The 25,857-nt window shown below is 46.5% G+C and carries 23 protein-coding genes, 1 tRNA gene and 1 riboswitch; of the genes, 14 read left to right on the top strand and 10 right to left on the bottom strand.

Features of this window, described 5'->3' with window-relative positions; genetic code table 11:
• Nucleotides 1-36: 36 nt before the first annotated feature.
• Nucleotides 37-111 (bottom strand) — tRNA-Arg (locus tag BQ7400_RS07940).
• A 121-nt stretch (nt 112-232) separates the two neighbouring features.
• Between BQ7400_RS07940 and BQ7400_RS07935 the strand changes: the two genes are divergently transcribed.
• A complete protein-coding gene (locus BQ7400_RS07935; RefSeq protein ID WP_072470079.1) occupies nt 233-1,951 on the top strand; it encodes an ABC transporter ATP-binding protein in 1,719 nt (572 codons plus the stop codon).
• Nucleotides 1,938-3,707 (top strand): ABC transporter ATP-binding protein, encoded by a 1,770-nt coding sequence (locus BQ7400_RS07930; protein WP_072470078.1) that lies wholly within the window; start codon nt 1,938-1,940, stop codon nt 3,705-3,707. Before BQ7400_RS07935 ends, BQ7400_RS07930 begins: the two co-directional genes overlap by 14 nt.
• 27 nt (nt 3,708-3,734) lie before the next feature.
• Here BQ7400_RS07930 and ctlX read toward each other — a convergent pair whose 3' ends face one another.
• From ctlX to glpK, 4 genes are all read right to left on the bottom strand, one after another.
• Complete coding sequence (gene ctlX, locus BQ7400_RS07925; RefSeq protein WP_072470077.1) at nt 3,735-4,664, bottom strand: citrulline utilization hydrolase CtlX; 930 nt, start codon at nt 4,662-4,664, stop codon at nt 3,735-3,737.
• Nucleotides 4,665-4,713: 49 nt separating this feature from the next.
• Nucleotides 4,714-5,601, bottom strand: coding sequence for a fructose bisphosphate aldolase (locus tag BQ7400_RS07920; protein WP_034438000.1), 888 nt, complete (start codon nt 5,599-5,601; stop codon nt 4,714-4,716).
• A gap of 65 nt (nt 5,602-5,666) precedes the next feature.
• Entirely contained in the window at nt 5,667-7,256 is a 1,590-nt protein-coding gene (locus tag BQ7400_RS07915; protein ID WP_072470076.1) for a gamma-glutamyltransferase family protein, read from the bottom strand.
• 48 nt (nt 7,257-7,304) lie between these two features.
• On the bottom strand, nt 7,305-8,792 hold the full coding sequence (glpK, locus tag BQ7400_RS07910) for a glycerol kinase GlpK (RefSeq protein WP_072470075.1): 1,488 nt from the start codon (nt 8,790-8,792) through the stop codon (nt 7,305-7,307).
• A 115-nt stretch (nt 8,793-8,907) separates the two neighbouring features.
• Here glpK and BQ7400_RS07905 point away from each other — a divergent pair, with 115 nt between their 5' ends.
• Complete coding sequence (locus BQ7400_RS07905) at nt 8,908-10,029, top strand: cysteine desulfurase family protein (protein WP_072470074.1); 1,122 nt, start codon at nt 8,908-8,910, stop codon at nt 10,027-10,029.
• A gap of 10 nt (nt 10,030-10,039) precedes the next feature.
• A complete protein-coding gene (mnmA, locus tag BQ7400_RS07900) occupies nt 10,040-11,140 on the top strand; it encodes a tRNA 2-thiouridine(34) synthase MnmA (protein ID WP_072470073.1) in 1,101 nt (366 codons plus the stop codon).
• Between the two features lie 39 nt (nt 11,141-11,179).
• Here the strand turns inward: mnmA and BQ7400_RS07895 are convergent, their stop codons facing one another.
• Entirely contained in the window at nt 11,180-11,929 is a 750-nt protein-coding gene (locus BQ7400_RS07895) for a class I SAM-dependent methyltransferase (RefSeq protein WP_083553307.1), read from the bottom strand.
• Between the two features lie 205 nt (nt 11,930-12,134).
• A riboswitch (cobalamin riboswitch) is annotated at nt 12,135-12,322 on the bottom strand.
• Nucleotides 12,323-12,365: 43 nt separating this feature from the next.
• On the bottom strand, nt 12,366-12,722 hold the full coding sequence (locus BQ7400_RS07890; RefSeq protein ID WP_034437982.1) for a YccF domain-containing protein: 357 nt from the start codon (nt 12,720-12,722) through the stop codon (nt 12,366-12,368).
• Nucleotides 12,723-12,896: 174 nt separating this feature from the next.
• Between BQ7400_RS07890 and BQ7400_RS07885 the strand changes: the two genes are divergently transcribed.
• The 7 genes from BQ7400_RS07885 (at nt 12,897) to rlmD (ending at nt 18,925) form a co-directional block, all read left to right on the top strand.
• On the top strand, nt 12,897-13,418 hold the full coding sequence (locus tag BQ7400_RS07885) for a YcxB family protein (RefSeq protein ID WP_072470072.1): 522 nt from the start codon (nt 12,897-12,899) through the stop codon (nt 13,416-13,418).
• Between the two features lie 15 nt (nt 13,419-13,433).
• Entirely contained in the window at nt 13,434-14,129 is a 696-nt protein-coding gene (locus BQ7400_RS07880) for an S-layer homology domain-containing protein (protein ID WP_072470071.1), read from the top strand.
• Nucleotides 14,130-14,276: 147 nt separating this feature from the next.
• Nucleotides 14,277-15,194 (top strand): DMT family transporter, encoded by a 918-nt coding sequence (locus BQ7400_RS07875; RefSeq protein ID WP_072470070.1) that lies wholly within the window; start codon nt 14,277-14,279, stop codon nt 15,192-15,194.
• A gap of 22 nt (nt 15,195-15,216) precedes the next feature.
• Nucleotides 15,217-16,386 (top strand): GNAT family N-acetyltransferase, encoded by a 1,170-nt coding sequence (locus BQ7400_RS07870; protein WP_165478669.1) that lies wholly within the window; start codon nt 15,217-15,219, stop codon nt 16,384-16,386.
• A gap of 105 nt (nt 16,387-16,491) precedes the next feature.
• Complete coding sequence (locus tag BQ7400_RS07865) at nt 16,492-16,932, top strand: DUF4342 domain-containing protein (protein ID WP_072470068.1); 441 nt, start codon at nt 16,492-16,494, stop codon at nt 16,930-16,932.
• A gap of 105 nt (nt 16,933-17,037) precedes the next feature.
• Nucleotides 17,038-17,562 (top strand): phosphodiesterase, encoded by a 525-nt coding sequence (yfcE, locus tag BQ7400_RS07860; RefSeq protein WP_072470067.1) that lies wholly within the window; start codon nt 17,038-17,040, stop codon nt 17,560-17,562.
• Nucleotides 17,555-18,925 carry a 23S rRNA (uracil(1939)-C(5))-methyltransferase RlmD gene (gene rlmD, locus BQ7400_RS07855; RefSeq protein ID WP_072470066.1) on the top strand — a complete coding sequence of 457 codons (1,371 nt, stop codon included), beginning with the start codon at nt 17,555-17,557 and terminating at the stop codon, nt 18,923-18,925. The genes yfcE and rlmD overlap by 8 nt, the downstream gene beginning before the upstream one ends.
• Before the next feature lie 142 nt (nt 18,926-19,067).
• Here rlmD and BQ7400_RS07850 read toward each other — a convergent pair whose 3' ends face one another.
• From BQ7400_RS07850 to BQ7400_RS07840, 3 genes are read right to left on the bottom strand one after another with little or no spacing between them, the layout of a single operon-like run.
• Nucleotides 19,068-20,012 carry an IS3 family transposase gene (locus BQ7400_RS07850; protein WP_425445227.1) on the bottom strand — a complete coding sequence of 315 codons (945 nt, stop codon included), beginning with the start codon at nt 20,010-20,012 and terminating at the stop codon, nt 19,068-19,070.
• A gap of 32 nt (nt 20,013-20,044) precedes the next feature.
• The gene (locus BQ7400_RS10715; RefSeq protein WP_008901347.1) at nt 20,045-20,449 is read right to left on the bottom strand and encodes a helix-turn-helix domain-containing protein; all 405 of its coding nucleotides are present in this window, start codon (nt 20,447-20,449) and stop codon (nt 20,045-20,047) included.
• Complete coding sequence (locus BQ7400_RS07840) at nt 20,406-20,846, bottom strand: hypothetical protein (RefSeq protein ID WP_245759425.1); 441 nt, start codon at nt 20,844-20,846, stop codon at nt 20,406-20,408. Before BQ7400_RS07840 ends, BQ7400_RS10715 begins: the two co-directional genes overlap by 44 nt.
• A gap of 327 nt (nt 20,847-21,173) precedes the next feature.
• Between BQ7400_RS07840 and BQ7400_RS07835 the strand changes: the two genes are divergently transcribed.
• The 3 genes from BQ7400_RS07835 to BQ7400_RS07825 are packed head-to-tail and all read left to right on the top strand — an operon-like array spanning nt 21,174 to nt 25,481.
• Nucleotides 21,174-21,779: a TetR/AcrR family transcriptional regulator gene (locus BQ7400_RS07835; RefSeq protein WP_034437969.1), complete on the top strand. Its 606-nt coding sequence runs from the start codon at nt 21,174-21,176 to the stop codon at nt 21,777-21,779.
• Between the two features lie 51 nt (nt 21,780-21,830).
• Nucleotides 21,831-23,741 (top strand): ABC transporter ATP-binding protein, encoded by a 1,911-nt coding sequence (locus BQ7400_RS07830; RefSeq protein WP_072470063.1) that lies wholly within the window; start codon nt 21,831-21,833, stop codon nt 23,739-23,741.
• A gap of 3 nt (nt 23,742-23,744) precedes the next feature.
• Nucleotides 23,745-25,481 carry an ABC transporter ATP-binding protein gene (locus tag BQ7400_RS07825; protein ID WP_034437966.1) on the top strand — a complete coding sequence of 579 codons (1,737 nt, stop codon included), beginning with the start codon at nt 23,745-23,747 and terminating at the stop codon, nt 25,479-25,481.
• The last annotated feature ends 376 nt before the right edge of the window (nt 25,482-25,857 follow it).

Genomic DNA, 25,857 nt, shown 5'->3' with positions numbered 1-25,857 from the left:
TGCCTGACATTGGTCAATGCCAGACACGAATTATTTTGGTGGACCTGAGAAGAATCGAACTCCCGCTTCAGCCTCCGGAGGGCTGCGCTCTATCCGCTGAGCTACAGGTCCATAATACATATATTATAGCACAAGATGACCAAATTAAAAAACAAAATTCCTTGAAATTTTACTTTTTTTGAATTGTAGGGATAAATAGTGTAAAATAGTCCTGCTAGCTAAGGAGGAATATATGGAAATCTTTCGCCGTTTAGGCAAGTTTAAATATCGAATTGCCCTGGTCATTTTACTGACCTTTGGCAATGCCTTGGGGGAACTCTTTCTCCCCAGGCTCATGAGTTTGGTGGTGGACCTGGGCGTGGCCCGGGGAGATACCGCCTATATCCTGAGGATGGGGCAGCTTATGCTCCTGGTGGTTTTTGCCACAGTCCTTTGCCGGGGGGCTGCAGCCTACCATTCATCCAAGGTAGCCATGGCCTACTCAGCCGATGTTCGTTATGATTTGTTTTCAAAAATCAACCGGTTAACAGTTAATGAAACGGAATATTTTGGTATTTCTTCCCTGATTACCCGGTCTACAGATGATGTAAACCAGGTGGAACAAATGGTCCTGATGGGCCTAAGACCCCTGGTTCGGGGGCCCTTGATGTTTGTGGGAGGCCTGATTATGGCCCTGACAACCAACCTCAAACTCTCCCTGGTTTTTCCCATCTCCATTCCCTTTATTTCCTTGGGAATCTACCTGGTGATCCGGTCAGCAGTACCCTATTTTCCCGTTCTACAAAGGAGGCTGGACCGGCTCAACCAACTCTTTCGCCGGAGACTGACGGGGATTCGGGTAACCCGGGCCTTTTCCAGAGACGATTTGGAGGAAGAAATCTTTACAGAGGCCAACCAGGACTATTATGAAATGGCCCTAAGGGTTAATAAAATCATCATCAATGTCATTCCGATTTTGGGAATTTTCCTAAATGTGGCCCTGGTTCTGGTTATGTATTTTGGTGCCCAGCTCATTAGCCTGGACCAACTGGCCGTAGGGGAACTCATGGCCTTTATCCAATACATTACCCAGGTTTTAATGGCCCTGATTATGCTAAGTTTTTTAATTACCATGATTCCCAGAACCTGGGCATCCATGGTCAGGATCAACGAAGTTTTGAACTACCCCACCCATGACACGGGAGGGTGCCAGGACCTAAAAGAAGACCTGGTCCATATTGAAGCAAAAAACCTGACCTTTGCCTATCCCCAGGCCAAGCGACCCGTCCTCCAAAACCTGTCCTTTTCCCTGGACCGGGGGCAAACCCTGGGGGTTATTGGGGGGACAGGGTCCGGTAAGTCTACCCTCTTGCGGCTTTTTTTGCAATTTTATAATCCCACAGGGGGCCAGCTACTTTTAAATGGCAAGGATATTCAAGACCTGAATAGCCAAGATGTCCGCAGGCAGATGTCCTATGTCCCTCAAAAGAACTTTTTCTTTTCCAAGACAGTGGGAGAAAACCTCCTTTATAGCAACCAAGATGCATTGGAGGAAGACCTAAGAGAGGCCCTGGGCCAGGCCCAAGCCTTGGAATTTTTGGGACAAGACCCCTTGGACCAAGAAATGACCCGGGGAGGGACCAACTTTTCCGGAGGGCAAAGGCAGCGCCTGTCCATTGCCCGGGCCCTAAACCGCAAGGCCCAAGTCTATCTTTTTGATGACTCCTTTTCAGCCCTGGACTCTCTAACAGACCGCAAGGTCCGGCAAGGGCTCTTGGAAAAAACCAAGGATGCCATGGTGATTATTGTGGCCCAAAGAGTGGCTACCATCCGGTCTGCAGACAAGATTTTGGTTTTGGAAGATGGTGAAATGGTGGGTTATGGGACCCACCAGGACCTTTTAAGAGACAACCCCGTCTATAGGGAAATTGCCCTAAGCCAAGGAGAGGAGGCAGAGGATGAAGGAAAATAAAAAGAAAAACCCTCAAACCCTAAGACGCCTCTTGGCCTACCTGGGAGTCTACAAGGGCAAGCTGGCCCTGGCTATTTTCTTTACCCTGCTCAGTGTCTATGCCCAGGTCCAAAGCCCCAAGTACATGGGGAAAATCACCACCAGACTCTTTCAAGATGTGAAAGAAGGCCTGGCCCTTGATTTTGACTTTATCCTGAAAACCTGTCTTTTCTTGGTAGTCCTCTACTGCCTCCAAGGCCTCTTTGACTTTATCTGTGGCCGGATCCTGGTAGATGTGAGCCAAGACTTGATCTTTAAACTCAGGAAGGAAATTTCAGAAAAAGTCCGCCACTTGCCCATTTCCTTTTACGATAGCCATTCCACAGGAGACCTCCTGTCCCGGATGACCAATGACGTGGAAACCCTGGGTAAAAACCTCCAACAATCCATTAGCCGGGCCCTGTCTGGGGGGCTGTTGATTATTGGCATCCTCTATATGATGATAAAGACCAGCCCCACCCTAACCGTGGTCTTTATCGTGACCCTGCCCTTGAGCTATGGGTCCACCAAGTTTATCGCCAAAAGGTCCCAGGAATTTTTCCGGCAAAAATCCCAGGGCCTGGGGGCCATGGTAGGCTTTATTGAAGAAAGTTTCTCGGCAACAGACCTTATCAAGGCCTATGGCTATGAAGAAGAGTCGGAAAAAGAATTTATTGCCCACAATGACCAGCTCTATAAGGTTTCCTACAAGGCCAGCTTTATGACAGGAATCATGTTGCCGGTGATGACCTTTATCAGCAACCTGGGCTATGTGGCCATTTGCATTGTGGGGGGATTGGAAGTTCTAAAGGCCAGACTCCTGATTGGAGACATCCAGGCCATTATCCAATATGTAAGAAAAATTGGTCGGCCCATTGAAGAAATTGCTGAAATGGCCAATATCTTCCAGGCCTCTCTTGCAGCTGGAGAGCGGATTTTTGACTTTTTAGATGTACCAGAAGAAGTTGAATGCCAAGAAGAAAGTCTGGACCGGCCCATTGAAAGGGTAGACTTTAAGGATGTCTTCTTTTCCTATGACAAGAAGACCCCAGTTATTCAGAACTTCTCTTTACATGTTGAAAGAGGCCAATCCATTGCCATTGTTGGTCCTACAGGAGCTGGGAAGACCACCCTGGTCAACCTCCTTATGCGCTTTTATGATGTGGACCAGGGAGCCATCTCCCTAAATGGAGTGGATATCCGCCGGGTCCACCGGGACCAACTCCGAGACTTTTTTGGCATGGTCCTCCAGGATACCTGGCTATTTAAGGGGACTATCCGGGAAAATATAGCCTACGGCAAGCCCCAAGCTACAGAAGAAGAAATTATCCAGGCGGCCAAACAGGCCTATTGCCATAATTTCATCCAAACCCTGCCCCAGGGCTATGATACAGAGCTCAATGAAGAGGCGTCCAATATTTCCCAAGGCCAACAACAGCTTCTCACCATAGCCCGGGCCCTTTTAAGCGATCCAGAAATCCTAATTTTAGACGAGGCCACCTCCTCGGTAGATACCCGGACAGAGCGCTTGATTCAAAAAGCCATGAACCGGCTCCTGGAGGGGCGGACCAACTTCGTCATTGCCCACCGGCTGTCCACCATTGTGGGAGCCGATACCATCCTAGTTTTACAGGATGGAGACATTGTAGAAAAGGGAGACCACCAAAGCCTCCTGGCCCAAAATGGGATCTACAAGGGCCTCTACACTTCACAATTTGCCCAAGAAGAAAAATCCTAGAGAAAGATCTCTAGGATTTTTTACAAGCTATCTAAAAATTTCTCCCAACATGCACCGGGCAGACCCGCCGCCGTAGTATTCAATGGTGGGGATATCCACGATTAAAAGTTCCAGGTCCTCCTCCAGGGCCTGGACCTGGTCGGGTCTTAGGCTTTGGTAGGCTCCTTGGGAGCAGACTAAAAATCTTTTTCCGTCTGAACCTTCCACTTCCAAGGCATTTCCAGCACACTGGCTAATTTGGTCCAGGGTCAGGTCCACCAGGTCCAAGCCGCTGGCCAGGATCCTCTCCCGGACCCTGTCTCGATCTTCTGGGACCAGGGCATCCAGGCAGACCAGGGCCTTGGTGGAGGTGATGGCCATTAAAATGTTGGTGTGGTAGATGGGGGCCCCAGCCTGGTAGGCCCGGAAGGAGATGGCTTCATAGCCGAAGTCTTGGCAAAAACGTTCAAAAAGGGCCTGGTCGCTTCGGGGAGATAGGGCACAATAGGCTATCTTGTGGACCCGGTCCAGGACCATGGACCCGGTACCTTCAAGATAGGCTGCTTTTTTTCTATTTTCCCGGTAGTCGGTCTTTCGGTAGATAGAATCTTGGGGGAGATCTCTTAAGAGGAGGTCCTCCAGCTGAGGCAAAAACTTATCCACTTCCGCCTGGCGGTTTTGGGCAAACATGGGATAGATGGCCAGGTGGCCTCCAGCATGGGTGGAAAACCAATTGTTGGGAAAGATAGAGTCCGGGGTCCTTGGGTTGGGGGAATCCTTAAAAACATGGACCTGGACTCCCCGGTCTCTCAGGGCCTGGACATAGGAGTTAAATTCTTCCAGGGCCTGTTTTTGGACCTGGTCCAGGGGCCTTTGGTCCTGGTGCTGGTAGAGGTTGTTGACGGCAGTTTCCTGGTTAAAGGCAAAGCAAGAGGGCTCTACCATTAAAAGTTCATGGCTTGCTTGTTTTCTTTCCATAATTTCTCCTAAAAAAGACTCCTGGCCTGGGCCGGGAGTCTTTGACTTTTTATTCCATTGAGGCTTCGTAGATTTCTTGGATGGATTCTTCCAAGGTCTTGGTAAATTCTTCATCGCTTTGTTGCTTGGAGAGGCCTTCGGTTAAGCCCCTGGAGAAGGAGGCGATGACATTTGCATTTTTAGCCAGTCGGTCATTGGCTTCTTCCCGGCTATAGCCACCGGATAGGGCCACAACTCTTAAAACTCTAGGATGCTTGGTGAGTTCTCTATATAGGTTTTCGATATTTGGTAGGGTTAATTTTAAGAGGACTTCTTGGCCTTCTTCCAATTGGTCCAGGTGTCTTTTTAATTCCTTGACCAAAAGGGCTTCACACTCTTCTTTTTCCGGGGAGTCGATGGAGACTTCCGGTTCCACAATGGGAACAAGACCCTTTGCAATAATTTGACGGGCCAGGTCGAATTGTTGGTCCACTATGCCCACAATGGCTTCTTCGTTGTAGGCTTGGATGACGCTGCGCATCTTGGTTCCGAAGATGTGTTTTTCAATGGCCTTGTCTAAAAGGGCATCCAGGCCCGGGTTAGGTTTCATTCTTTGGACGCCGTTTTCAAGCTCGGCAAGGCCCTTGTCTATTTTCAAGAAAGGAACAATACCCTTTTCTTCCCATAAGTAGTCTGCTGTTGGCTTACCTTGGATTTCAGAATCCATGGTTCGTTCAAAGAGAATGGCCCCCAGAATATGGTCCTTGGTAAAGGCGGGGTTGGTAATAATCCGGGTCCGCATTTGGTGGACCAGGTCAAACATTTCTTCTTCGTTGGAATAGGCATCTTCCATAACACCATAGCGTTTTAGGGCAGTTGGTGTACTTCCACCACTTTGGTCTAAAGCGGCAATAAAGCCCTTACCATTTTGTATCCGTTCCTTCATTTCTTGATTCATGACTACATCCTTTCTTTGTTCATATCTTTTTTCTATATACCCAAAAGGCAACTTTTTAACCAGGCCTAGAAGACGGCAATATGGCCATCGGTTCTTTTTTCTGTGCCTCCACAGTAGATGCCATTTGCTAAACGTAAAATAATTTGCCCCCGACCCATGGCATAAGAGTCCTTGGCCAGGGTCAGGTCATGACCCCGGTCCATGAGGTCTTTTATGAGTTGGGGAGGGAAGTCTCCTTCAACTTCCAAGGTCTTTGCCCCCAGCCACTGCCAACGGGGACAGTCTAAGGCTGCTTGGGGGTTGAGGCCCTGGTCAATTAAATTGGACAGGACCTGGACATGGCCCTGGGGCTGCATAAAGGCCCCCATGACGCCAAAGCTGGCCACTGCTTGGCCATCTTTTGTAATAAATCCCGGAATAATGGTGTGGTAGGACCTCTTTCTGGGCCCCAGGCAATTGGGATGGTTGGGGTCCAGGACGAAATTTGCTGCCCGGTTGTTGTAGCTGATACTAAAATCCGGGTGGACCAGGCCCGAGCCAAAGCCGTCGTAGTTGGATTGGATCAGGCTTACCATGGCGCCTTCTGGGTCGGCAGCCGTCAAATAGACGGTAGAGGGACTGGAAGGCAGGCAGGAAAAGTCTTGGGCCCGGTTTGTGAGCCTTGTAGACAAGTCCTGGAGATAGCCGGGACTTAAGAGATCCTGGCAGGGCCGGGGCAGGAAGTCTGGGTCACAGACATAGTCCCGAGCCAGGGACATGGCCAACTTGGTGGCTTCAATTTGCCGGTGTAAAAAGTCCTCTTTCCGGCCTAGGGGGGCTTGGTCTAAAATTCCCAGGGCCATTAAGACGCTGATGCCATGGCCGTTGGGAGGAAGCTCATGGATATCATATCCCCGGTAGTTGATGGCAAGGGGGTCTGTCCAGAAGCAGTGGTAGTTTTTGTAGTCTTCAAAATCCACCAGGCCTCCCTGGTCCTGTATGTACTGGGCAGAACCATGGGCCAGGCTTCCCTCATAAAATTCCCCCCTCTGGGTCCTGGAAATGAGGTCCAGGCTTTGGGCCAAGTTTGTATTTTTATAAACTGCACCGGCCTTGGGGGCCTCTTGACTGATCCCGTAAAGGTCAAAAAGGGGACCTAGGTCCAGGTCTAGGCCCCGGTATTTTTCAAACTCTTTCTCCCAAAGGACAGAGACAGTTTCCGATACCGGGTAGCCCTCCCGGGCATAGGAGATGGCCGGTTGAAAGACTTCCCGGAAGGGAAGTTTGCCAAAGCGTTGGGACAGGGAAATCCACCCATCTACAGCTCCGCCAATATTAATGGACAAAGGCCCGAAGCTGGGGACCTGGTCATGGCCTAGGTCTCGGTAAGTTTTTGGGTTTGCCCTGCCAGGGGCATAGCCTGAGGCATTGAGGCCATGGAGCCGTCCATCCTTGTAGACCAGGGCAAAAAGGTCCGACCCCAGACCATTGCAGGTGGGCTCCAAGACGGTCATGGCTATCGCCATGGCCAAAGCAGCATCTACGGCATTTCCTCCGTCTCTTAAGATATCCAGGCCCACTTGAGACGTCAAGGGGTTGGAAGAGGCGGTCATGGCCCGGCCATAAACCACTGGGCGCCGGGAGGAATAGGGGTAGACATGGGGGTTAAAATCCATTGTAAGCTCCTTTAAAATATACCATTGAATCCCTCCTGTGACAAGGATTTACAGGTTAAAATTCAAGCAGTGGTTGACGGCCTTGTGCCAACGGTCCAGGCCCACTTGTCTCTCTTCCGGAGCCAGGGCAGGGAGAAATTCCCGGTCCTTTTGCCAGATTTTTTGAATTTCATCCAAGCCCTTAAAATAACCGGACCCCAGACCTGCCATGAGAAAGGCTCCCAGGGCTGTTGTTTCCGTACACTTGGGCCGTAAGACGGGGATTTGTAAGAGGTCTGCCTGGGTCTGCATGAGAAAGTTGTTGTTGGAAGCGCCTCCATCTACCTTTAAGAGCTTTCTCTTTAAGCCACTGTCCTCTTGCATGGCCTGGACCACATCATGGGTTAGGTAGGCAATGGCCTCCAAGGTGGCCCGGACCAGGTGGTTTTTATTGACTCCCCGAGTCAAGCCGAAAATACTTCCCTGGCAATAGGGGTTCCAATAGGGGGCCCCCAGGCCGGTAAAGGCAGGAACCACAATGGCCCCATTGGAATCCTGGACAGAAAGAGCCATTTTTTCCGATTCTTCGGCATAGGCCATAAAGCCCATTTGGTCTCGGAGCCATTGGACGGCAGACCCTGCCACAAAGATGGACCCCTCCAGGGCATAGGAAGTCTGACCCTGGATATCCCAGGCAATGGAAGTCAAGAGACCATTCTTAGAGATAATTGGGTCTGGTCCTGTATTCATCAAGACAAAGGCCCCGGTGCCATAGGTGGCCTTGGCCTCTCCGGCTTCCAGGCAGGATTGGCCAAAAAGAGCCGCCTGTTGGTCTCCCAAGACCCCAGTAATGGGAAGTTCGTGACCCAGGAAGGAGGGAGAGGTCGATCCGAAATAGCCAGCGGAAGGACAGACCTCCGGCAGGATTTCCCGGGGGATATCCAGGAGGTCCAAAAGCTCTTGGTCCCAGGTCTTGCTATGGATGTTAAAGAGCATGGTCCGGCAGGCATTGGACACGTCGGTCTTATGGATCCGTCCCTCGCTTAATTGGTACATGAGGTAAGAATCCACTGTCCCAAAGGCGATTTCTCCTTTTTTTGCCCTGTCTCTCAGGCCGGGAATTTTGTCCAGGAGGTATTTAATTTTTGTGGCGGAAAAATAAGCATCCACCACCAGACCGGTTTTTCCCAAAATCATATCCACATAGCCGGCCTCTTTTAAGGCATCGGCTAAGGGAGCAGTCCGGCGGCACTGCCAAACAATGGCGTTGTGGACAGGAAGGCCTGTTTTCTTGTCCCACAAAATGGTAGTTTCTCTTTGGTTGGTGATCCCGATACACTCCAGGTCTTCTGCGGCGAGAGAGGCCTTGGCCAAGGCTTCAGCTGCCACCCCCGACATGGTGGAGTAGATATCAATGGGGTTTTGCTCCACCCAGCCCGGTTGGGGAAAGTATTGGGGGAACTCCTTTTGAGCCATGGTAACAACCTGGCCGTCTTCCTTGAAGATAAGGGCCCGGTTGCTGGTGGTGCCAGCATCTAGGGCTAAGAAATATGCCAATTCAATCAGTCCTTTCCCCCTTATTGTACCACAGACCAGGTCCGATGACAGAAAAAAATAGGTCCCAAGCCAACGCCAAGAAGCCGGCTGTGGTATAATACAAAAAGGTGATAAAATGATTTACTTAGACCATGCAGCTACAACCCCTCTTGATGGGGAGGTTTTAGAACTTTATATTCGAGAATTAAAAGAAGACTATGGCAACCCCTCCAGTACCTACCGGCTGGGGAAAAAGGCCAGTCGCAAGCTCCGCCAGGCCCGGGAAGACATTGCCGGGATTTTTGGCCTGGGAGACCGGAATATCTACTTTACGTCCGGAGCCACAGAATCCAATAACTGGGCCCTATGGAGCCAGTCTTTGGCCCATAGAAGGGCCTTTGGCCAGGACGAAATTGTAACCACCAGCCTGGAGCACCCTGCCGTAGTCAAGACCCTGGACTACCTCAAGACCCTGGGCTTTAAGGTCATAGAAGTAGCCCCCAGGGATGGAAACATCCAGGTTCAAGACTTCCTGGATGCCACAAATGAAAAAACTTGCGGCTGGATTTGTATGGCCGTCAACAATGAAACTGGGTCCATCCTCCCTGTGACCCAGCTGGGCCAAGAGGCCAAGGACCGGAATATCTACTTCCACATTGACGGAGTCCAAGCCATGGCCCTGGAGGAAGTGGACCTCAAGTCCACCTACTATACCAGCCTAACCTGTTCAGGCCACAAGGTCTATGGCCCCAAGGGCATGGGCTTTTTAGCCACAAAAAACCTCAAGGCCCCCCTTATGGCCTACCACCGGGGAGGGAGCCAAGAATTTAACCTAAGGGCAGGAACCGTAGATGTGCCGGGAGCCCAAGCCCTGGCCAAGGCCCTGGAGATTGCCTATACAAGAAGCCAAGAAGACCAAGCCCACTGCCAGGCCTTAAAAGAAGCCTGCATCCAGGGCTTAAGCCAAGGAGGCCTGGACTTTGCAGTCAACCACCTGGCCCAAGAATCGCCAAAGATTCTAAACCTCTGGATCAAGGGGGTCCCGGCCCAAGAATTATTGATGAAATTGGACATGGAGGATATCTATGTATCAGCAGGGTCTGCCTGTTCTGCAGGAGCCCTGGGCCCCAGCCGGGTCATTGAAAGCATCTACCCCCAAGACCCTGATAGGGGATTGGAAAGCATCCGCCTGTCCTTTGGACGAGAAAACACCCTGGAAGAAATAGACCAGCTGGTCCAAGCCCTGGTTAAAGCTTAAGGAGATAAAGATGCGTGTAATACTAGGAATGAGCGGCGGCGTAGACTCATCTGTTGCCGCCTATATATTGAAGAAAAAAGGCTATGACGTCATCGGCCTTTTTATGAAAAATTGGGACGACACCGATGAATCTGGAGTCTGTACCGCAGAAAGAGACTATGAAGATGTGGCCCGAGTGGCCGACCAACTGGACATACCCTACTATTCCATTAATTTTGAAAAAGAATACTGGGACCGGGTCTTTAGCTACTTTTTAAATGAGTATAAAAAAGACCGGACCCCCAATCCCGATGTCATGTGCAACAAGGAAATCAAGTTTAAGGCCTTTTTAGACTCGGCCATGAACCTGGGAGCCGACTACATTGCCATGGGCCACTATGCCCAAACCAGCCGGGACTCAGAGGGCAAGGTCCACCTCTTAAGAGGAGCAGATGACAACAAGGACCAAACCTACTTCCTCTCCCAACTCTCCCAGGACCAATTGCAAAAGGCCATCTTCCCCATTGGAGATCTGACCAAGGCCCAGGTTCGAGCCATAGCCAAGGACCTGGACCTGGCAACGGCAGATAAAAAAGACTCCACTGGAGTTTGCTTTATCGGAGAGAGAAATTTTAACGAATTTTTGGCCAACTACCTTCCCAACCAACCGGGTCAGATGGTGACCCTGGATGGCAAGGTCATGGGCAAGCACAATGGCCTCATGTACTACACCATAGGCCAACGCCAAGGCCTGGGCATAGGTGGTGGAGGAGAAAGTGGAGAACCCTGGTTTGTCATTGGCAAGGACCTAAAGACCAAGACCCTTTACGTGGGCCAAGGGAAAAACCACCCCAACCTCTTTTCCGATTCCTGCCTGGCCAGCGACCTGAACTTTATCCAAGGTCAAGCCCCAGCAGACAGCTTTGACTGTACCGTCAAGGTCCGCTACCGGCAAAAAGACGTTCCCGCCCATGTGGACCTAAGGGGAGATAAGGCCCTGGTTCACTTCAAAGACCAGGTTCGGGGTGTCACACCAGGCCAGGCCGTGGTCTTCTACCAAGGACAAGAGTGCCTGGGAGGTGGCCTCATTGATGAAGCCTACTTCCAAGGGCAAAAAAGACAATACCAATAAAAAACTCCAGCCTAGGCTGGAGTTTTCTTATGCTTAGATTTACTTGCTGGCCTTGATGAAAAAGACAGGGCTAATGTCGCCTCTTGCCAGGCGTTCTTCCTTACCTACCAGGAAGTCCAGGTAGTCTTCCAAGACCTTGTCTACGGTAAAGCCCATAGAAGTCAGGGTTTTTTCATCCCATGCCGGCCGGGCCTTGTCACTTAAAAAAGTGATCTTCATCAATTCATAGTCATCTGGATTTGTTTCCTTGTCCCCGTAAGGGTAGACGTCTATGTCGTAGGTTTTTTTCACATAGTCCTTTAAGGCCTGGTATTTTTCCTTGGCACTAGGGTCAAAGTGGTGGATGTACCAAGACCCGTCAAAAATGAGAAGTTGTCCACCGGGTTTTAAAATCCGAAACCACTCCTTGTAGGCCTTTTCCGGGTCTGGCAGGGTCCAGACCAGGTTCCGGCAGATGATGCAGTCAAACTTCTGGTCGGGAAAAGTGGTTTCTTGGCAGTCCATGATAAAAAGATCAGCGTCCACATGGAAGGCTTGGAGCTTCTTTTGGGCCTCTTCAATCATGGCTTCGGTTAGGTCAATCCCTGTCAGGTGGCGGTCTTTGGAAGAAAGGATCAAGGGGAAAAAGCCGGGGCCCGTCCCAATGTCTAAAATTTCCAAGGGGCCTTCCAGGTCCTTGATTTCATCCAGGATAAAATTTAGCCACTTGTCCTTGTAGGACTTTTGCATTTCCTCGTCGATTAAGTCGCTGTAGTCAGAGCTGGCCTTGGTCCAATAGTCTTTAATCATTTAAGACCCTCCCATTGGGCAAAGAAGCAGGAATCTTAGCCATAGTATTTTTCATTTTTTGCACTTCTCCTTTCTTTTTGAGCTATATGCATAAGAATGCATGGGACTCCTTTCCAAAAGACCAATAAAAAAAGCACAGGCTGGAACCGCCTATGCCTCAAGTCTTTCTTGACATAAGATAAAAAATTTCACATCGATACCACGCGACAAAATTTCCTCCTAAGCATGTATTCTGACTTCTGACTACGCTTGGTCTACCTTCCCAAATAGCAAGCTATCCAGTGGTAAACAAGACCAACCTATCAGTTACAGCGGCGTGACCGTTTCGGATTTGCACCGAATTCCATCTTAGCCCCATGGCGACCATAGGGAACTTAGAAAACCTATTCATTTATACAAAGATTATCATTTTATTTTAAAAAAGTCAACCGGCCTTTTATTGGATGGAGGCTCCAAAGGGGAAGAGGGCCAAGCGAGCCTGTTTAAAACATTGGAGGCCAAAGGGGATGCCGATAATGGTGATACAAAGGGCCAGGCCGTGGACTAGAAAGGCCAGGGCCAGCTGGAGGCCTCCGAAGATCAACCACAGGAGGTTCAAGACCAGGTGGTCCTTGGGCCCCTGGACCACTTCCTTGCCAAAGGGGCACAGGGAGAGCCGGGCCAGCTTAAAGCACTGGAGTCCAACGGGGATTCCGACGATGGTAACCGACCACAAAAGTCCCACAAAAAACCAGGCTAGGGCCTGCCAAAAGCCAGCAAAAACCAACCAGATTATATTTCCTAAACAGTTCATGACCAACCTCCTTTTTTTCTATCTTAATTAAAAAACTGGCGAAAGACAAGGGGTTTAGACAAGTCTTTGATAAGCTGTATAAAGAAGCTGACACGAATCTGACATCTTTCCTTTAAGAAACTTTAACTTTTTTAACACAGATTAACCTGTATAATGGAACTATAAGGAGGACTTATGAAACTGAGTGTATTTTACGAAAACCAAGAGGCCTACAGCAAGGAATTTTTAAAGGCCCTCTTAAAGCGCCTGATCCAATGGTCCTACCTGGTTGGCCTGACAGGTCTGGTATTTTCCTTTCTCTTCTACCGGGATGGAAGAATCCTAGCTGCCGGAAGTCTTGTAACAGCAGGGCTGATCTCCCTGGCTGTGGCTATTTTCATCCTTCCTCTGACCCTAAAGGAATACAAGGACCAGGTCAAGGCTGCAGTAGGGGAAGAAGACAAGGTCCTGGTGCGCTTTTTTGAGGACTACCTGGAAATCCACCAGGGTCAAAGCCACCTAAGGATTGACTATAAAAATATTGAACGCATCTTTACAAGCCAAAATCTCTATATTTTCCAATTGGGGAAGAATACGGGCTTTTACCTACCTAAAGATGCTCTAACCCCGGAAAAGATCCAGGATTTTAATGCCCTGATGGAGGGGCCCTTTAAGGGTCTGCCCAAAAAAGCAAGAGGATTTTTTAGCAATAAATAGTTTAAGGAGGAAACAATGAAAGAAAAAAGATTATTCGCTGTAACTTTAGCTGCCGGAATTTTTTTGACTTCTGTCATTCATCCGGCCCTGGTACAAGGGTCTGCAAGTTTGGCAAAAAATAGCAAGGAAGAGGCTCCTGCTTTTACAGATATTGATAAGCACTGGGCCAAGGCTAAAATTGCCTACACAGTCAAAATGGGTCTCTTTTCGGGAATTTCCAAGACCAAGTTTGACCCCGATGGCAAGGTTACCCGGGCCATGCTGGTAGCCAGCCTGGGTCGCTTTGAAGAAAAATTAGCCCCCTTAAAGGGGACGGACAAAAATGCCTTTAAGGATGTCCAAGCCGACAGCTGGTATGGTAAATATGTCAACTGGGCAGCGGCCAACAAGGTTGTTAGCGGCTTTGAAGATGGGACCTTTAGGCCGGACCAAGAAATTACCCGGCAAGAAATGGCTGCCATCATCTCCCGCTATGTCTTTCAATTAAAAGACCAGCCCATGGTCCTGCTCTTGCCAGACCGCTTTAAGGACGACAAGGACATTGACTCTTGGGCCAAAGAACCGGTCTATAATGCCGTGGTGGGTCAATTGGTTTCCGGAACGCCCCAAGGGAAGTTCCTACCCAAGAAGGGGGCCACGCGGGGAGAGCTGGCAGGCCTGCTCTACAATTTAGATAAGAACTTTGTCTGGACCAAGAAGGGACAAAAGTAAATAAGAAGGCCATAAAGAAAAAGGGCCTAGGAAGATTTTAAAGGAAGGGAGCCCCTTCCTTTTTATCTTTTATGACAGGGATTTTGGCAAAAATCTGGAAAAATCCACCTTTATCTAGTAAAATATTAGTCAATAGGGGGGATTTTTATGAGTAAGATGTTAAAGGCGGACCTGAGTCTTCTTTTTGTTGCCTTGACTTGGGGCCTGTCTTATTATTTGGTGGATATTGTCATGGAGGACCTGGGGGTTTACGGGCAAAATGTCTACCGATTTTTCATCGCCTTTGCTTTTGCCCTGGCCCTGGGGCGGGGCCGGATGGCGCCCTTAAGGGGGGATATTTTAAAGCATAGTTTTATCATGGGGGCCATCTTGTCTTGCGTTTACTTTGGCTCCACCATGGGGGTCAAGTACACCAGCCTGTCCAATACGGCCTTTTTGTGTAGCTTGATGGTGATCTTTACCCCTCTTTTTGCCACCCTCTACTATGGCAAGGCCCCCAGTAAAAGGACCATTTTTTGCGTTATTGTCTCCTTTATCGGGATTGCCTTTTTGACCCTGGGAGAGGACTTTAAGATCCAGATGTCCACTCTAAAGGGGGACATGGTATCTATCTTGGCTGCTGTGGCCTATGCCAACCACCTCCTCTATACGGAAAGGACCGTGCGAAAGTCCCCCCAAGACGCCTTTAGCCTCAGCGCCTACCAATTCCTCTTTGTAGGTCTGATTAACCTGGTCCTAATGATGATTTTTGAAAAACCGGGGATTCCAAGGACGGGCTTTACCTGGTTTGCCCTAATCTTTCTTTCTGTTTTCTGTACAGGCCTGGCCTTTATCCTCCAAACCCTGGCCCAAAGACATACGACAGCCAGCCATGTAGGGGTGATTTTTTCCCTGGAACCTGTTTTTGCCAGTATCTTTGCCTACATCCTCTTGGGGGAAGTCCTCCTTCCCAGGGCCTATTTTGGGGCCTTTTTAATGTTGGCCAGTGTCATCTTAATGGAAATGCCCGGGAAAAAAGAAAAACTTGGAAGCCCGGACCCTGATGGAGAAGAAAAACCCATCTGAACAGATGGTAAAAGGAGAAAAAATGGAAATTCGTCAACTAACCCTGCAAGATTTTGACAAGTACCGGAAAATTTCTTACCGGTCCTATCCCAGCATCCGAGACTTTTCCTCCCAAGGCTACCAAGACTACGACCAGTCTGTCCAAGCCTTGATGGAGAGCCAAAATGAAGAGCTCTTTTTCGGAGCCATTGAAGATGGAAAAGTTGTGGGCATCATGCGCCACATCCTCTTTCAAATGAACATCTTCGGCAAGATGGAAGAAGTTGGGGGCTTTGGCTACCTGGGGGTAGACCCCTTTTACAAGAGACGGGGCCTTGCCGGACAGCTCCTGGCCTATTTTGAAAAAACAGCCCTGGAAAGAGGCAACCACACCGCCCTCCTCCTGCCCTTTAGACCGGACTTTTACCACAAGTTTGGCTATGGCTTTTTGGGCAAGATGAACCAATACCAGGTCCAAACCAGCTACCTGCCTCAAAAACCCGACCAAGTCACCGTGAGAGAAATCAAGGCCCAAGAAGCCCTGACCTTCCGGAAAAATGCCACAGGAGTTCTCCATGGCATGACCCAGGTTCTGGCTGTTGAAGAAGAGGCCTTCCAAGACGACTTGAAAAACATCTATATCGGGGCCTTCCTGGACAAAAAACTCATTGCCTATGGAAAATACCACTGGAAGTCCCTTAACGAGGAAAACTACACCCAAAACGCCATTGTCCTGTCCGATCTCTTGTCCATCCATCCCCTGGGGATCCAGGGCGTCTTGAGCCATCTAAGGGCCCAATCCGACCAGGCCCGGTATGTGGACTTTTTCAGCCACCAAAAAAACCTGGAACAAATCATGACCAACCCCACAGACCAGTCCCACCACTATTTTGCCAACGGCTACATCCAGACCAATATCCAGGCCATTGGTCTTATGGCCAAGATCCTGGACCCCTGCGCCTTTTACCAGGCCCACTACCAAGACCAAGCCGCCATTGAAATTCGAACAGAGGACAAGGTCTACCGGACATCTCCCAATCCCAAGTATAGCTTCTACCTGCCCCAAGCCTGCCTGGCTCCCCTGGTCTTTAAAGAAATCTCCTTCCGACAATTCCTAGACCTGGGCCTGGCCCAAGCAGCTCCAGACGACCTTAAGGCCCTGGAAGAAATCTTCCCGGGAGGCTATACTGTCTACAACAATGCCGACTTTTAAGACAAGATAAAGAAAAGTCAAAGAATATCAAAAGTCCTTTTCAGGCCATGAAGATTGGGGTAAAATAAGCTTGTAAGGAAAACGCATAAAAGAAGGAGGAAGCCCATGATTACAATAGAAAAAATCGACTATGTTATGGCAGCCACAGGAAAAAGTTATGAAGAAGTCCGCCAAGCTCTTTTAGATGTAGACGGAGATGCAGACCAAGCCATTGAAAACCTCAAGGCAGGTCAAGGAAGCTTCAAGGACCAAGACCCCACAGGCCCGGAAGACGACAAGCAATCCCAAGACTTTGTAGACCAAGTCGTCCAAGCCATTAAGGACATTTGGCACAAGGGAAATGCCAGCCGACTGGTGGTAGAAAACAGCAAGGGCGATACCGTCCTTAGCGTCAGCTTAAACGTATCTGCCATTGCCTTTGTCATTGAGCCCCTTATCGCCATTATTGGCCTAGGAGCCACCGTCATTACCAGCTACAACATCAAAATCTACATGGACAATGGCGACATCATCGACATTAAAGAATACATTGGCCTAAAAAAATAAGCCCCTTCCATGGGACCAAGCGACTTTTGAATGGACCTTCAAGAGTCGCTTTTTTAGTGGAAGTTTCCGGCCCGGCATAGTAAAATAATCTAAAGAGGTGAAACAATGAAAATTGGCGTTTTATCAGATACACATGGGTCCTACCAGCAAAGCAAAAGAGCCCTGGAGGCCCTGGGCCCCTGTGACCACATCATCCACCTGGGGGATGTCCTCTATCATGGCCCCAGAAACCCCATCCATGCCAGCTACCAACCGGCCCAACTGGCCCGCTACCTGGAAGGCAAAAAAATCCACTTTATCCGAGGCAATTGCGACAGCGATGTAGACTGCATGGTAACCCAGCAAGACATCTACCATAAAGAAGCCTTCTTCCATTGGGGAGAGCTGAAAATTTATGCCGTCCATGGCTATGAAGAAAGCCTAGAAGAGAGAATCCAAAAGGCCAAAGAAAAAGGAGCCAACACCCTCCTCTTTGGCCATAGCCATAAAAAACTGCTGGAAAAAAGACAGGGCTTAACCATTGTAAACCCCGGATCCACCACCCTGCCCAAAGATGGATCCCCTTCCTGTGCCCTCTACCAAGACGGGGTCTGGACATTTATTGAACTAAAGGAGACCGAACTTGGCTAAAAAGAAACCCCAAGAAGTAACCATTGAAAAAACCGATTACCCCAACCTGTCCCAAGCCCAGGGCCAAGACCAAACTTTCCGCTTCAAGGGAGGCCTTCCCGGCCAAAAAGTGGAAATCATCCCCATAAAAAAACGGCCCAACTATACCCGGGCCAAGATCCGGCAAATTTTAGGAGATGCCCCCTATGAAACCGACCCCGGCTGCCCGGCCCATGGCCGGTGTGGCGGTTGCATCTACCAAAAAACCCCCCATGACATCCAACACGCCCTTAAGGAAGCCCAGCTCAAAGACCTCTACCAAGACTATTGGACCCAAGATAGCCACTTGGAAGAAGCCTCCGACCATAACCACTACCGCAACAAGATGGAATACACCTTTGGTGACCAAGTCAAGGGAGGCCCCCTGGTTCTAGGCCTCCACCGCCGCTTCCATATGCACGAAATCGTCGACACCACAGGCTGCCGCATTGCCCCGGAAGACTTCGAAACAATCCGGGCCTATACCCAAGAATTTTACCGGGAAAGAAAAGTCCCCTACTACCACCGCATGTCCAAGGAAGGCACCCTCCGCCACCTGGTCTTGAGAAAAAGCTTTCGAGAAAAAAAGATCATGGTCAACCTGGTCACCCGGTCCCAGGGACAAATCTACCTGGAAGACTATATCCAAGGCTTGGAAGATCTAGACCTGGACTGCACCATCTCCTCCATCTACCACACCATCAACGACCAGGCCGGAGACGCCGTCATTTGCGACCAACTCATCCACGTCAAGGGAGACGACGGCATCCATGAAAAACTCCTGGGCCTGGACTTTAAAATCACCCCCTTTTCCTTCTTCCAACCCAACCCCCTGGGAGTGGAAAAAATCTACCAAAAAGCCCTGGACTATGCCGGCCAAACCCAGGGAAAATCCATCTTTGACCTCTACTCCGGTACAGGAACCCTGGCCCAAATCCTGGCCAGCCAAGCCCAAAGCGTCTATGCCGTAGAAATCGTTCAAGACGCCGTAGACAATGCCCGAGAAATGGCCAAGAAAAACAAGCTGGACAACATCACCTTTGTCTGCGATGACGTGGGAAAAGCCCTGGAAGACTACCAAGGTCAGGTGGATACCATCCTGGTAGACCCGCCGAGAGTGGGCCTTTTGCCCCAGGCCATGAAAAACATCCTCAAGGCCCAGGCCGAGAAGATCGTCTACATCTCCTGCAACCCCAAGACACAAAAAGACAACTTGGACCAATTCGTGGAAAATGGCTATCGGGTGGAAAAACTCTGCGCCTTTGACCAGTTCCCCGGAACAGTTCATGTGGAGACGGTAACTCTATTATCCAAACTTAATACAGAGCACCATTTGGATATATAAATAGGTGAAGATGAATTGTCTAAAATTGATAGACAAGAATTTATTACAACGAAAATTAAAAGAATATATAGATATTGCTGGTGAAATAAACGAATAAAATTTAAAAAAGGTACGGGGGTGCGGACAAAAAGTTGGACAGTTTTTATGCAGCAAATCCAAGTTTTCTCCTATACTCTACAGGACTAAGATTTCCCAATGACGTTTTAATACGCTCTTCATTATACCAAGAAATATAATCATTAAGCTCCTGCATGAATTCAAATATGTTGACTCCTGGCCAATCCTTATTGTAAAACATCTCTTTTTTTAGTCTTCCAAAAAAGCCTTCACAAGCAGCATTGTCGCCAGTACAGCCTTTTTTAGACATGGAGCGAGTAAGGCCCGCCTCATCCATACGCTGAATCCAACCCGGCCAACGGTAGTGACATCCACGATCTGAATGGACCGTGGGATTCTCATCGCTCTGAAGAGTGTCTATTGCTTTCTCCAGCATCTCGTTAACTAGTTTAACGTCCGGAGAGACGCTGATTGACCATGCGCAAACCATACCGTCAAAGCAATCTACGATTGGAGACAGGTAGACTTTGCCGGCCGGTATGGCAAATTCTGTTATATCAGTAAGCCATTTGCTATTCGGTTGCTCTGCATGGAAGTCGCTCCGGATTAAATTAGGAACAGCCGGGGAAACCTCATCCTGATAGGAGTTGTACTTCCTCCGCCTTTTTACGGTAACTACAAGATTTTCTTCGCTCATGATACGGCGGACAACCTTATCTGAAACGGTAATGCCCTCACGCTGAAGCAAAGCATGAATGCGACGATAACCGTAACACTTTCGATTTTCGGCAAAGAGCTCTGCAATACGAACTCTTAAGCGAGTATACTTATTCGGCTTCTTGCGTGTTTCCTCTTGATAATAATAGCTGCTCCGAGAAAGATGCAGGATTGACAGCAATTGCGACAACGAGTAGCGGTTCTTTAAGGCGTCAACGATCGTTGTCTTTTCCCTGTTGTTCAGGTTTTTCCGGTTGACGCCCGGGTCTTTTTTTATGACTTTGATCGTCTCCCTCAAGATATCTATCTCCATTTGCATTTCGAGCATTTGCTGTTTTAGCTCTACTATTTCATCCTTTGAGGCCTGGGGCCCTCTTCCGGTTCTCCTCTTGGTCTATCTTTTTCATTCATTAGTGCGGCTACTCCCTGTGATACATATAGTTTTCTCCATCTGTAGATTGATGTCCGACTATAACCGGTTTCCTCAGAAACCAATTGTACGTTTTCGCCCTTCATAAAACAACGCTCTAAAATTGCGAACTTGGTCTCTACAGAAGGATGCAAAGGATGCTCTTTAGAGTTGTTTATCCTTTTGCGCTCTGCTTTATCCTCAGGAGGATTTGAGCGTCCCCGGAGCCATTTATACATACCTTGCCGACTGGGATAGCCAAGCTTTTGTATGACTTTAGTAACTGATTGAAACTCATCATGCAGTTGCAATGCGGTTTCTCGTTGTTCTTTTGAATACATTTCCTGCTCCTTGATATCTTCTTTTGACTTTTTTACCTCTACGGGGTAAGTTTCTATTTGTCAGATTGAGGAAGTAACCTTTACTGATGTAGTTGTAGAGGGTTTTTGTACAAATCTCGGTTTCAAAAGAGAGTCCTTCGTTTTCGATCTTCATGATTACCGCATCCGGTGAATACTTTTTCTCTATTATCCAGTATTCAACAAAATCATGGAAGAGCTGATCTTTACCTAACTTTAAAGAGGGACCTTTTGCCGTGGTATTGGAATCAATGAGATCTTGTGTTACATCGGCGCAATAGGAAGTGTATTCTTTCCACAGGATATCACGCTGCGTGATTTCGCCCCTTTTGAGCTCTCGGCTGATTGTTGAGCGATGAACGCCAAGCATTTCTGCCATCTTACTCTTTGATATTCTCTCCTTAGCAGGTTTCCTGTGATTCTCCATGACCATCCTTTCTAAGGTTTGACGATCTTGATAAGTTAAATGGCTTCCTTTTTCTCGAGTCGTGGTACAATATACTTAATCCATGGCTTCTCCTTTGTGTTTTTGTGGGTATTAACACTTTATCAGATTAGCCATGGATTATTTTATTTATTTGTTGCATTTCATATTACAAGTCACCATAAAGTGTATTCCGAAAAAGTTAGTTGACGCTAACTTAAAATGATGCTACAATAAAACTGACAGTTTTGTCAGTTTTGTTTACAAAGAGAGGTATATATTTTGGAAGGGAAAAAACAGAAAGTCAGTCAAATCAGAAAAAAAGAAATATTAGATGCAGCTAAAAAGGTTTTTTTAAGGAAGGGTTTTGCTGACGCGGTAATGGAAGATATTATTGTTGAAACCTCGCTTTCTCGAGGAGGTGTGTATTACCATTACAAAAATAAAGTTGAAATATTACATGATTTAATGCGAGAAGGTATGGCTTATCGAGTCGATAAGATTAATGAAGTTCTGGCAGAGTATTCGGGAGAGTTAGATGCTAATGCTGTAGCACATATGATTGTCGATAAAGTACTTGATGAAAGTGAACTCATGAGCGTATATGCCATATATCTTCAGGCTACGAAAAACAATGATGACCTAAAGAATTTGTTCCCAATTTTGGTCGAAGAATCCTTAAAGGCTACATATATAGGAGTTAAAGCTGCAAAGAAAGATGGGTGTGAATATCTCACAAATGACTTTTTAATATTTTTTATGAATACAGTTATACTAGGTTGTGAAATCTTAGATGGGGCAAGGGATAGCTTTATAAATAATAGAGAGTTTTTTATAGAAATAATAAAGCTGTTTATTGATAGTTATGAAAAAGGTAAAATAAGGTAATTTTTTTTAAACTAATAGTTAGTATAAGCTAACTGAAAAGGAGATGAGTTAATGAAGAAAAAAAATGATGAGTTGATTTGCTCTGCTTCGGACAGCAAGAAACTCAAGCAAAATAAAAATTTAATAAAAGAGGTAGAGAGTTTAAACTTGGATGTTCCTGATGAGATTATGCAGCGAATCGAAAGTGATGTAGAGCAAAGCGAAAAAAAACCTAAAATCAGTATGGGTGGTTTAAATAAAGCACTTATGAGTGTAGCACCTGAGTATAAGGGTAGGATGCGAATTTCTGTTATTTTTGCCTGCATTGGAGAGCTTTTTAGTTTTTCTACCTATTTTTTTAGTGCTTATGCAGCAGGATGGCTTATAAAAAATGCCGGGGGTAATCCGGTCGGCTTTCACTCGTTAATGAAATATGCTTTTTTTGCAATAGGATCACTGCTTCTTTACTTTATATTTTCAGGATTCAGCACAACCATTTCGCATAAAACCTCTTTTTCCATACTTGCAAAACTCAGACAGACTTTGTTTGAAAAATTAAAGGTAATTCCAATGGGGTACTTGGTGGATAATCCTGTAGGTAAAATTAAGGTAATTATCATGGATCGAGTAGCGGATATGGAAGACTGGGTAGCTCATATTATGCCGGAGCTACCGAGCAAGCTTTTGCATCCGATACTCTGCACAGTTATTTTGTTTTATTTAGATTGGCGTATAGGATTATCAATATTTGTGCCGCTACCAATTATTTTTGTCGGGATGATTACAATGATGTATAAATACCGTAGTAGAATGGCGGTGTGGTTATCAAGTTATGCTAATGTTGCCGACAGAAGTGCGGAATATGTTCGTGGAATTCCTGTAATCAAAGCCTTTGCACAAGACAAAGCTTCGTATGGTAAATTTGCTGATGCGGTAAAATTCTACCATTTTTCAACGATGAAATGGTGGAAGCAAAGCTGGTTTGGCAAAGCACTGATGATGGCAGCAATGATGACACCACAGATAGTGAGCTTGCCTTTAGCTTTCTATTTATATGGAAACGGGCAAATAGGCATTGAAACATTGCTTTTATCACTTATTCTGCCATTTACTATTCTTCCACAGGCTTTTGCAATCATGATGAGTTTTGAAGTTTTTCAGATGGCTTCTAATACTTGGGTATCCATACAAGAATTGCTTGATATGCCTGTCCAAAAACGTCCTGATGTAGAAAATAAAGTTACTATAGATAGGGGCAAGGGGATAAAATTTGATAATGTAAGTTTTTCTTATCATGACGGAACTGAGGTATTGCATAACATTTCTTTTGAAACAAGTCCTGGAGAAGTGACTGCGCTTGTCGGACCTTCAGGTGGCGGAAAATCTACAATTGCAAAGCTTTTAGCAGGCTTTTGGGATCAGTCATCGGGTAAAATTTCCATTGGTAATGTTGATACAAAGAATATTTCATTTAAGCAGCTTGCTGAAGAAATCTCATTTGTCTCACAAGATAACTTTCTTTTCGACGTAAGTATTAGAGACAATATTCGTCTTGGCAAGCCTAATGCAACCGAAGATGAAATTATTGCGGCGGCAAAAGCTGCTCATTGCCATGACTTTATTATGGCACTTCCTAAGGGGTATGATACCAAAGCAGGAGAAGCAGGAGGAGCAATGTCAGGCGGTGAAAGACAACGGATAACCCTTGCAAGAGCAATTTTGAAACCTGCATCAACCATTATTTTGGATGAGGCGACAGCTTATGCCGATCCTGAAAATGAAGCTCTCATCCAAGAAGCAATATCGAATCTAGTAAAGGGGAAAAATCTTGTGATGGTTGCTCATAGGTTAAATACAATCAAGCAGGCACACCAAATAATTCTAATCGATAAAGGTCAAATTATAGCCAAGGGTAAACATGAAGAACTGATGGAAGAGCCACTTTATGCAAGCCTGTGGAAACAATATTTAGGGGAGGAATAAGACATGGAGTTTATAAGATTATCATTCAAACTGGCAGGACAGTATAAAAATCGTCTTAAGGCAGGAATGTTTCTTATTTTTCTGCAAAATGCTTCAATGCTGTTTGGATTTTTCGCTCTCTTTCTTGCATTCGGTTGGATGAATGAAACTACATGGGAGCATATTTGGACAATTTTCGGAGTGCTTTTTGCTTCCTTTCTTTTTAATTTTTTGACAGGCTGGGCGAAAAGCGGTCTTAGTGACGGTGTTTTCTTTGGCATTTTCAAGGACTACAGACTTGCAGTTGGCGAAAAACTTAAAAAGGCGCCTATGGGATATTTTGCAGAACAAAGCCTATCAAGAATTATGGCGGCATTTACCAATGTTATGAAGAGTCTTGAAAATTACTCTGCAATGAGTATCGACTTTGCTGTTTCAGGCATTTCAATATCCTTTTTTCTGTTGGTTGGGATGTTCGGTGTAAATACTAAAATTGGATTTTTAACTTTAATTTGTTTAATTCTTATTTGGCTATGCATGTCTCTTATGGTTAATCAAGCAAAAAAAGAGGTTGCACGTGAGCATGCAGCTATTACAAAGGTGGGTGATGCGTTAGTTGATAGCATTAGCGGGATTCCTGTGCTTCGCAGTTTTCCGTTTGCAGATGAAGGTGTTGTTGAAGAAATACATTCTAAATTGGAAAATGCTTCTGAAGAACTTAGACTCTCTCAAGTACATTTTGAAATCGTCTTTGTTATTTATGCAAGAATTTTTTCTACTGTTATTAATCTTTCGAGTCTACTTGTTACATTATTTTCTTGTTATCTTTATACGAAAGGGGAAGTTTTATTACCACAAGCGCTTACTGTTTCAGCTGCCGGCTTTATGCTTTTCGGCGGTTTAAAACAACTTGAAAATGCTGCCGTCCTCATGGTTAAGAATCCTGCCAATATGCAATATTTGGATGAGGTTTTAGATATTCCTGAAATAAGTGACGGGACTTTAGAAGTTATGGAAAATCAGGATATCGTCTTTGACAAGGTGAGCTTTAGTTATGAGAAATGTAATCCTGTCTTAAAAGATCTTTCATTTACTATTCCACAAGGATCAAAGACAGCTATCGTAGGACCGTCAGGCTCCGGAAAAACAACAATAATCAATTTGATCTCTCGTTTTTATGATGTTGACAGTGGCGAAATAAGATTAGGAAATAGGGATATACGAGATTATAAAGTAGAAAGTTTACTGAAAAATCTTTCGCTTGTTTTCCAAAATGTTTATCTTTTTCAAGATACTATAGAGAATAATATTCGCTTTGCAGATCCTAAGGCAAGTCATGAAGAAGTAGTGGAAGCTGCTAAAAAGGCTCGTTGCCATAATTTTATTATGGAACTTCCTGATGGCTATAACACCATGGTAGGTGAGGGTGGCAGTTCTCTTTCCGGTGGTGAAAAACAACGAATTTCTATTGCTAGAGCATTACTTAAAAATGCACCTATTATTCTTTTAGATGAAGCGACCAGCTCCGTTGATCCTGAAAATGAATATGAGATTTTAGCAGCGATTGAGGAATTGTCCAAAGGACACACTGTAGTTTCGATAGCTCACAGACTTTCAACCGTGAGAAAAGCCGATCAGATACTAGTGATTGATGACGGTAAATTGGTTCAAGAAGGCAAACATAACGATTTGATAAATAGAGAAGGAATTTATTCAGCATTTATCAAGGCAAGAGAGCGAGCTGCAAGCTGGAGATTGTAAAAAAGTAAACGATTAAAAGCAACCGACATTTAAGAATTAAAAAGCTTTGTAAAGCACATATAGACAATTTTTGAAGCGATTAAGAATAAAATAACTTAGTCGCTTTTATATCGTGATTTTTAAATTACGTAAATTGCAATAACAAGTTGAACATTGGCAGTTGAATCGTTCATCAGGCAACACAGGAGTAAATTTTGTCAAGTTCGTCCTCAAAGAGTGTATCTGGGGACGGTAGCCGAACGACTTCCGTGGAAGGCCATTGCACCAGATCTCAATCTGAGCAATCTATTCGTCGGAGCAGCTGTCAATTTGTTTTCCCTTGGGGATGAATCTGCGGATCAGACCATTATACGACATTCCCTTTGCCATTTTTCGT

The organism is Urinicoccus massiliensis, from assembly GCF_900120405.1.
Classification (GTDB): domain Bacteria; phylum Bacillota; class Clostridia; order Tissierellales; family Peptoniphilaceae; genus Urinicoccus; species Urinicoccus massiliensis.
The sequence above is the reverse complement of the archived record's forward strand: the minus strand, read 5'-3'. Positions and strand labels throughout refer to the sequence as shown.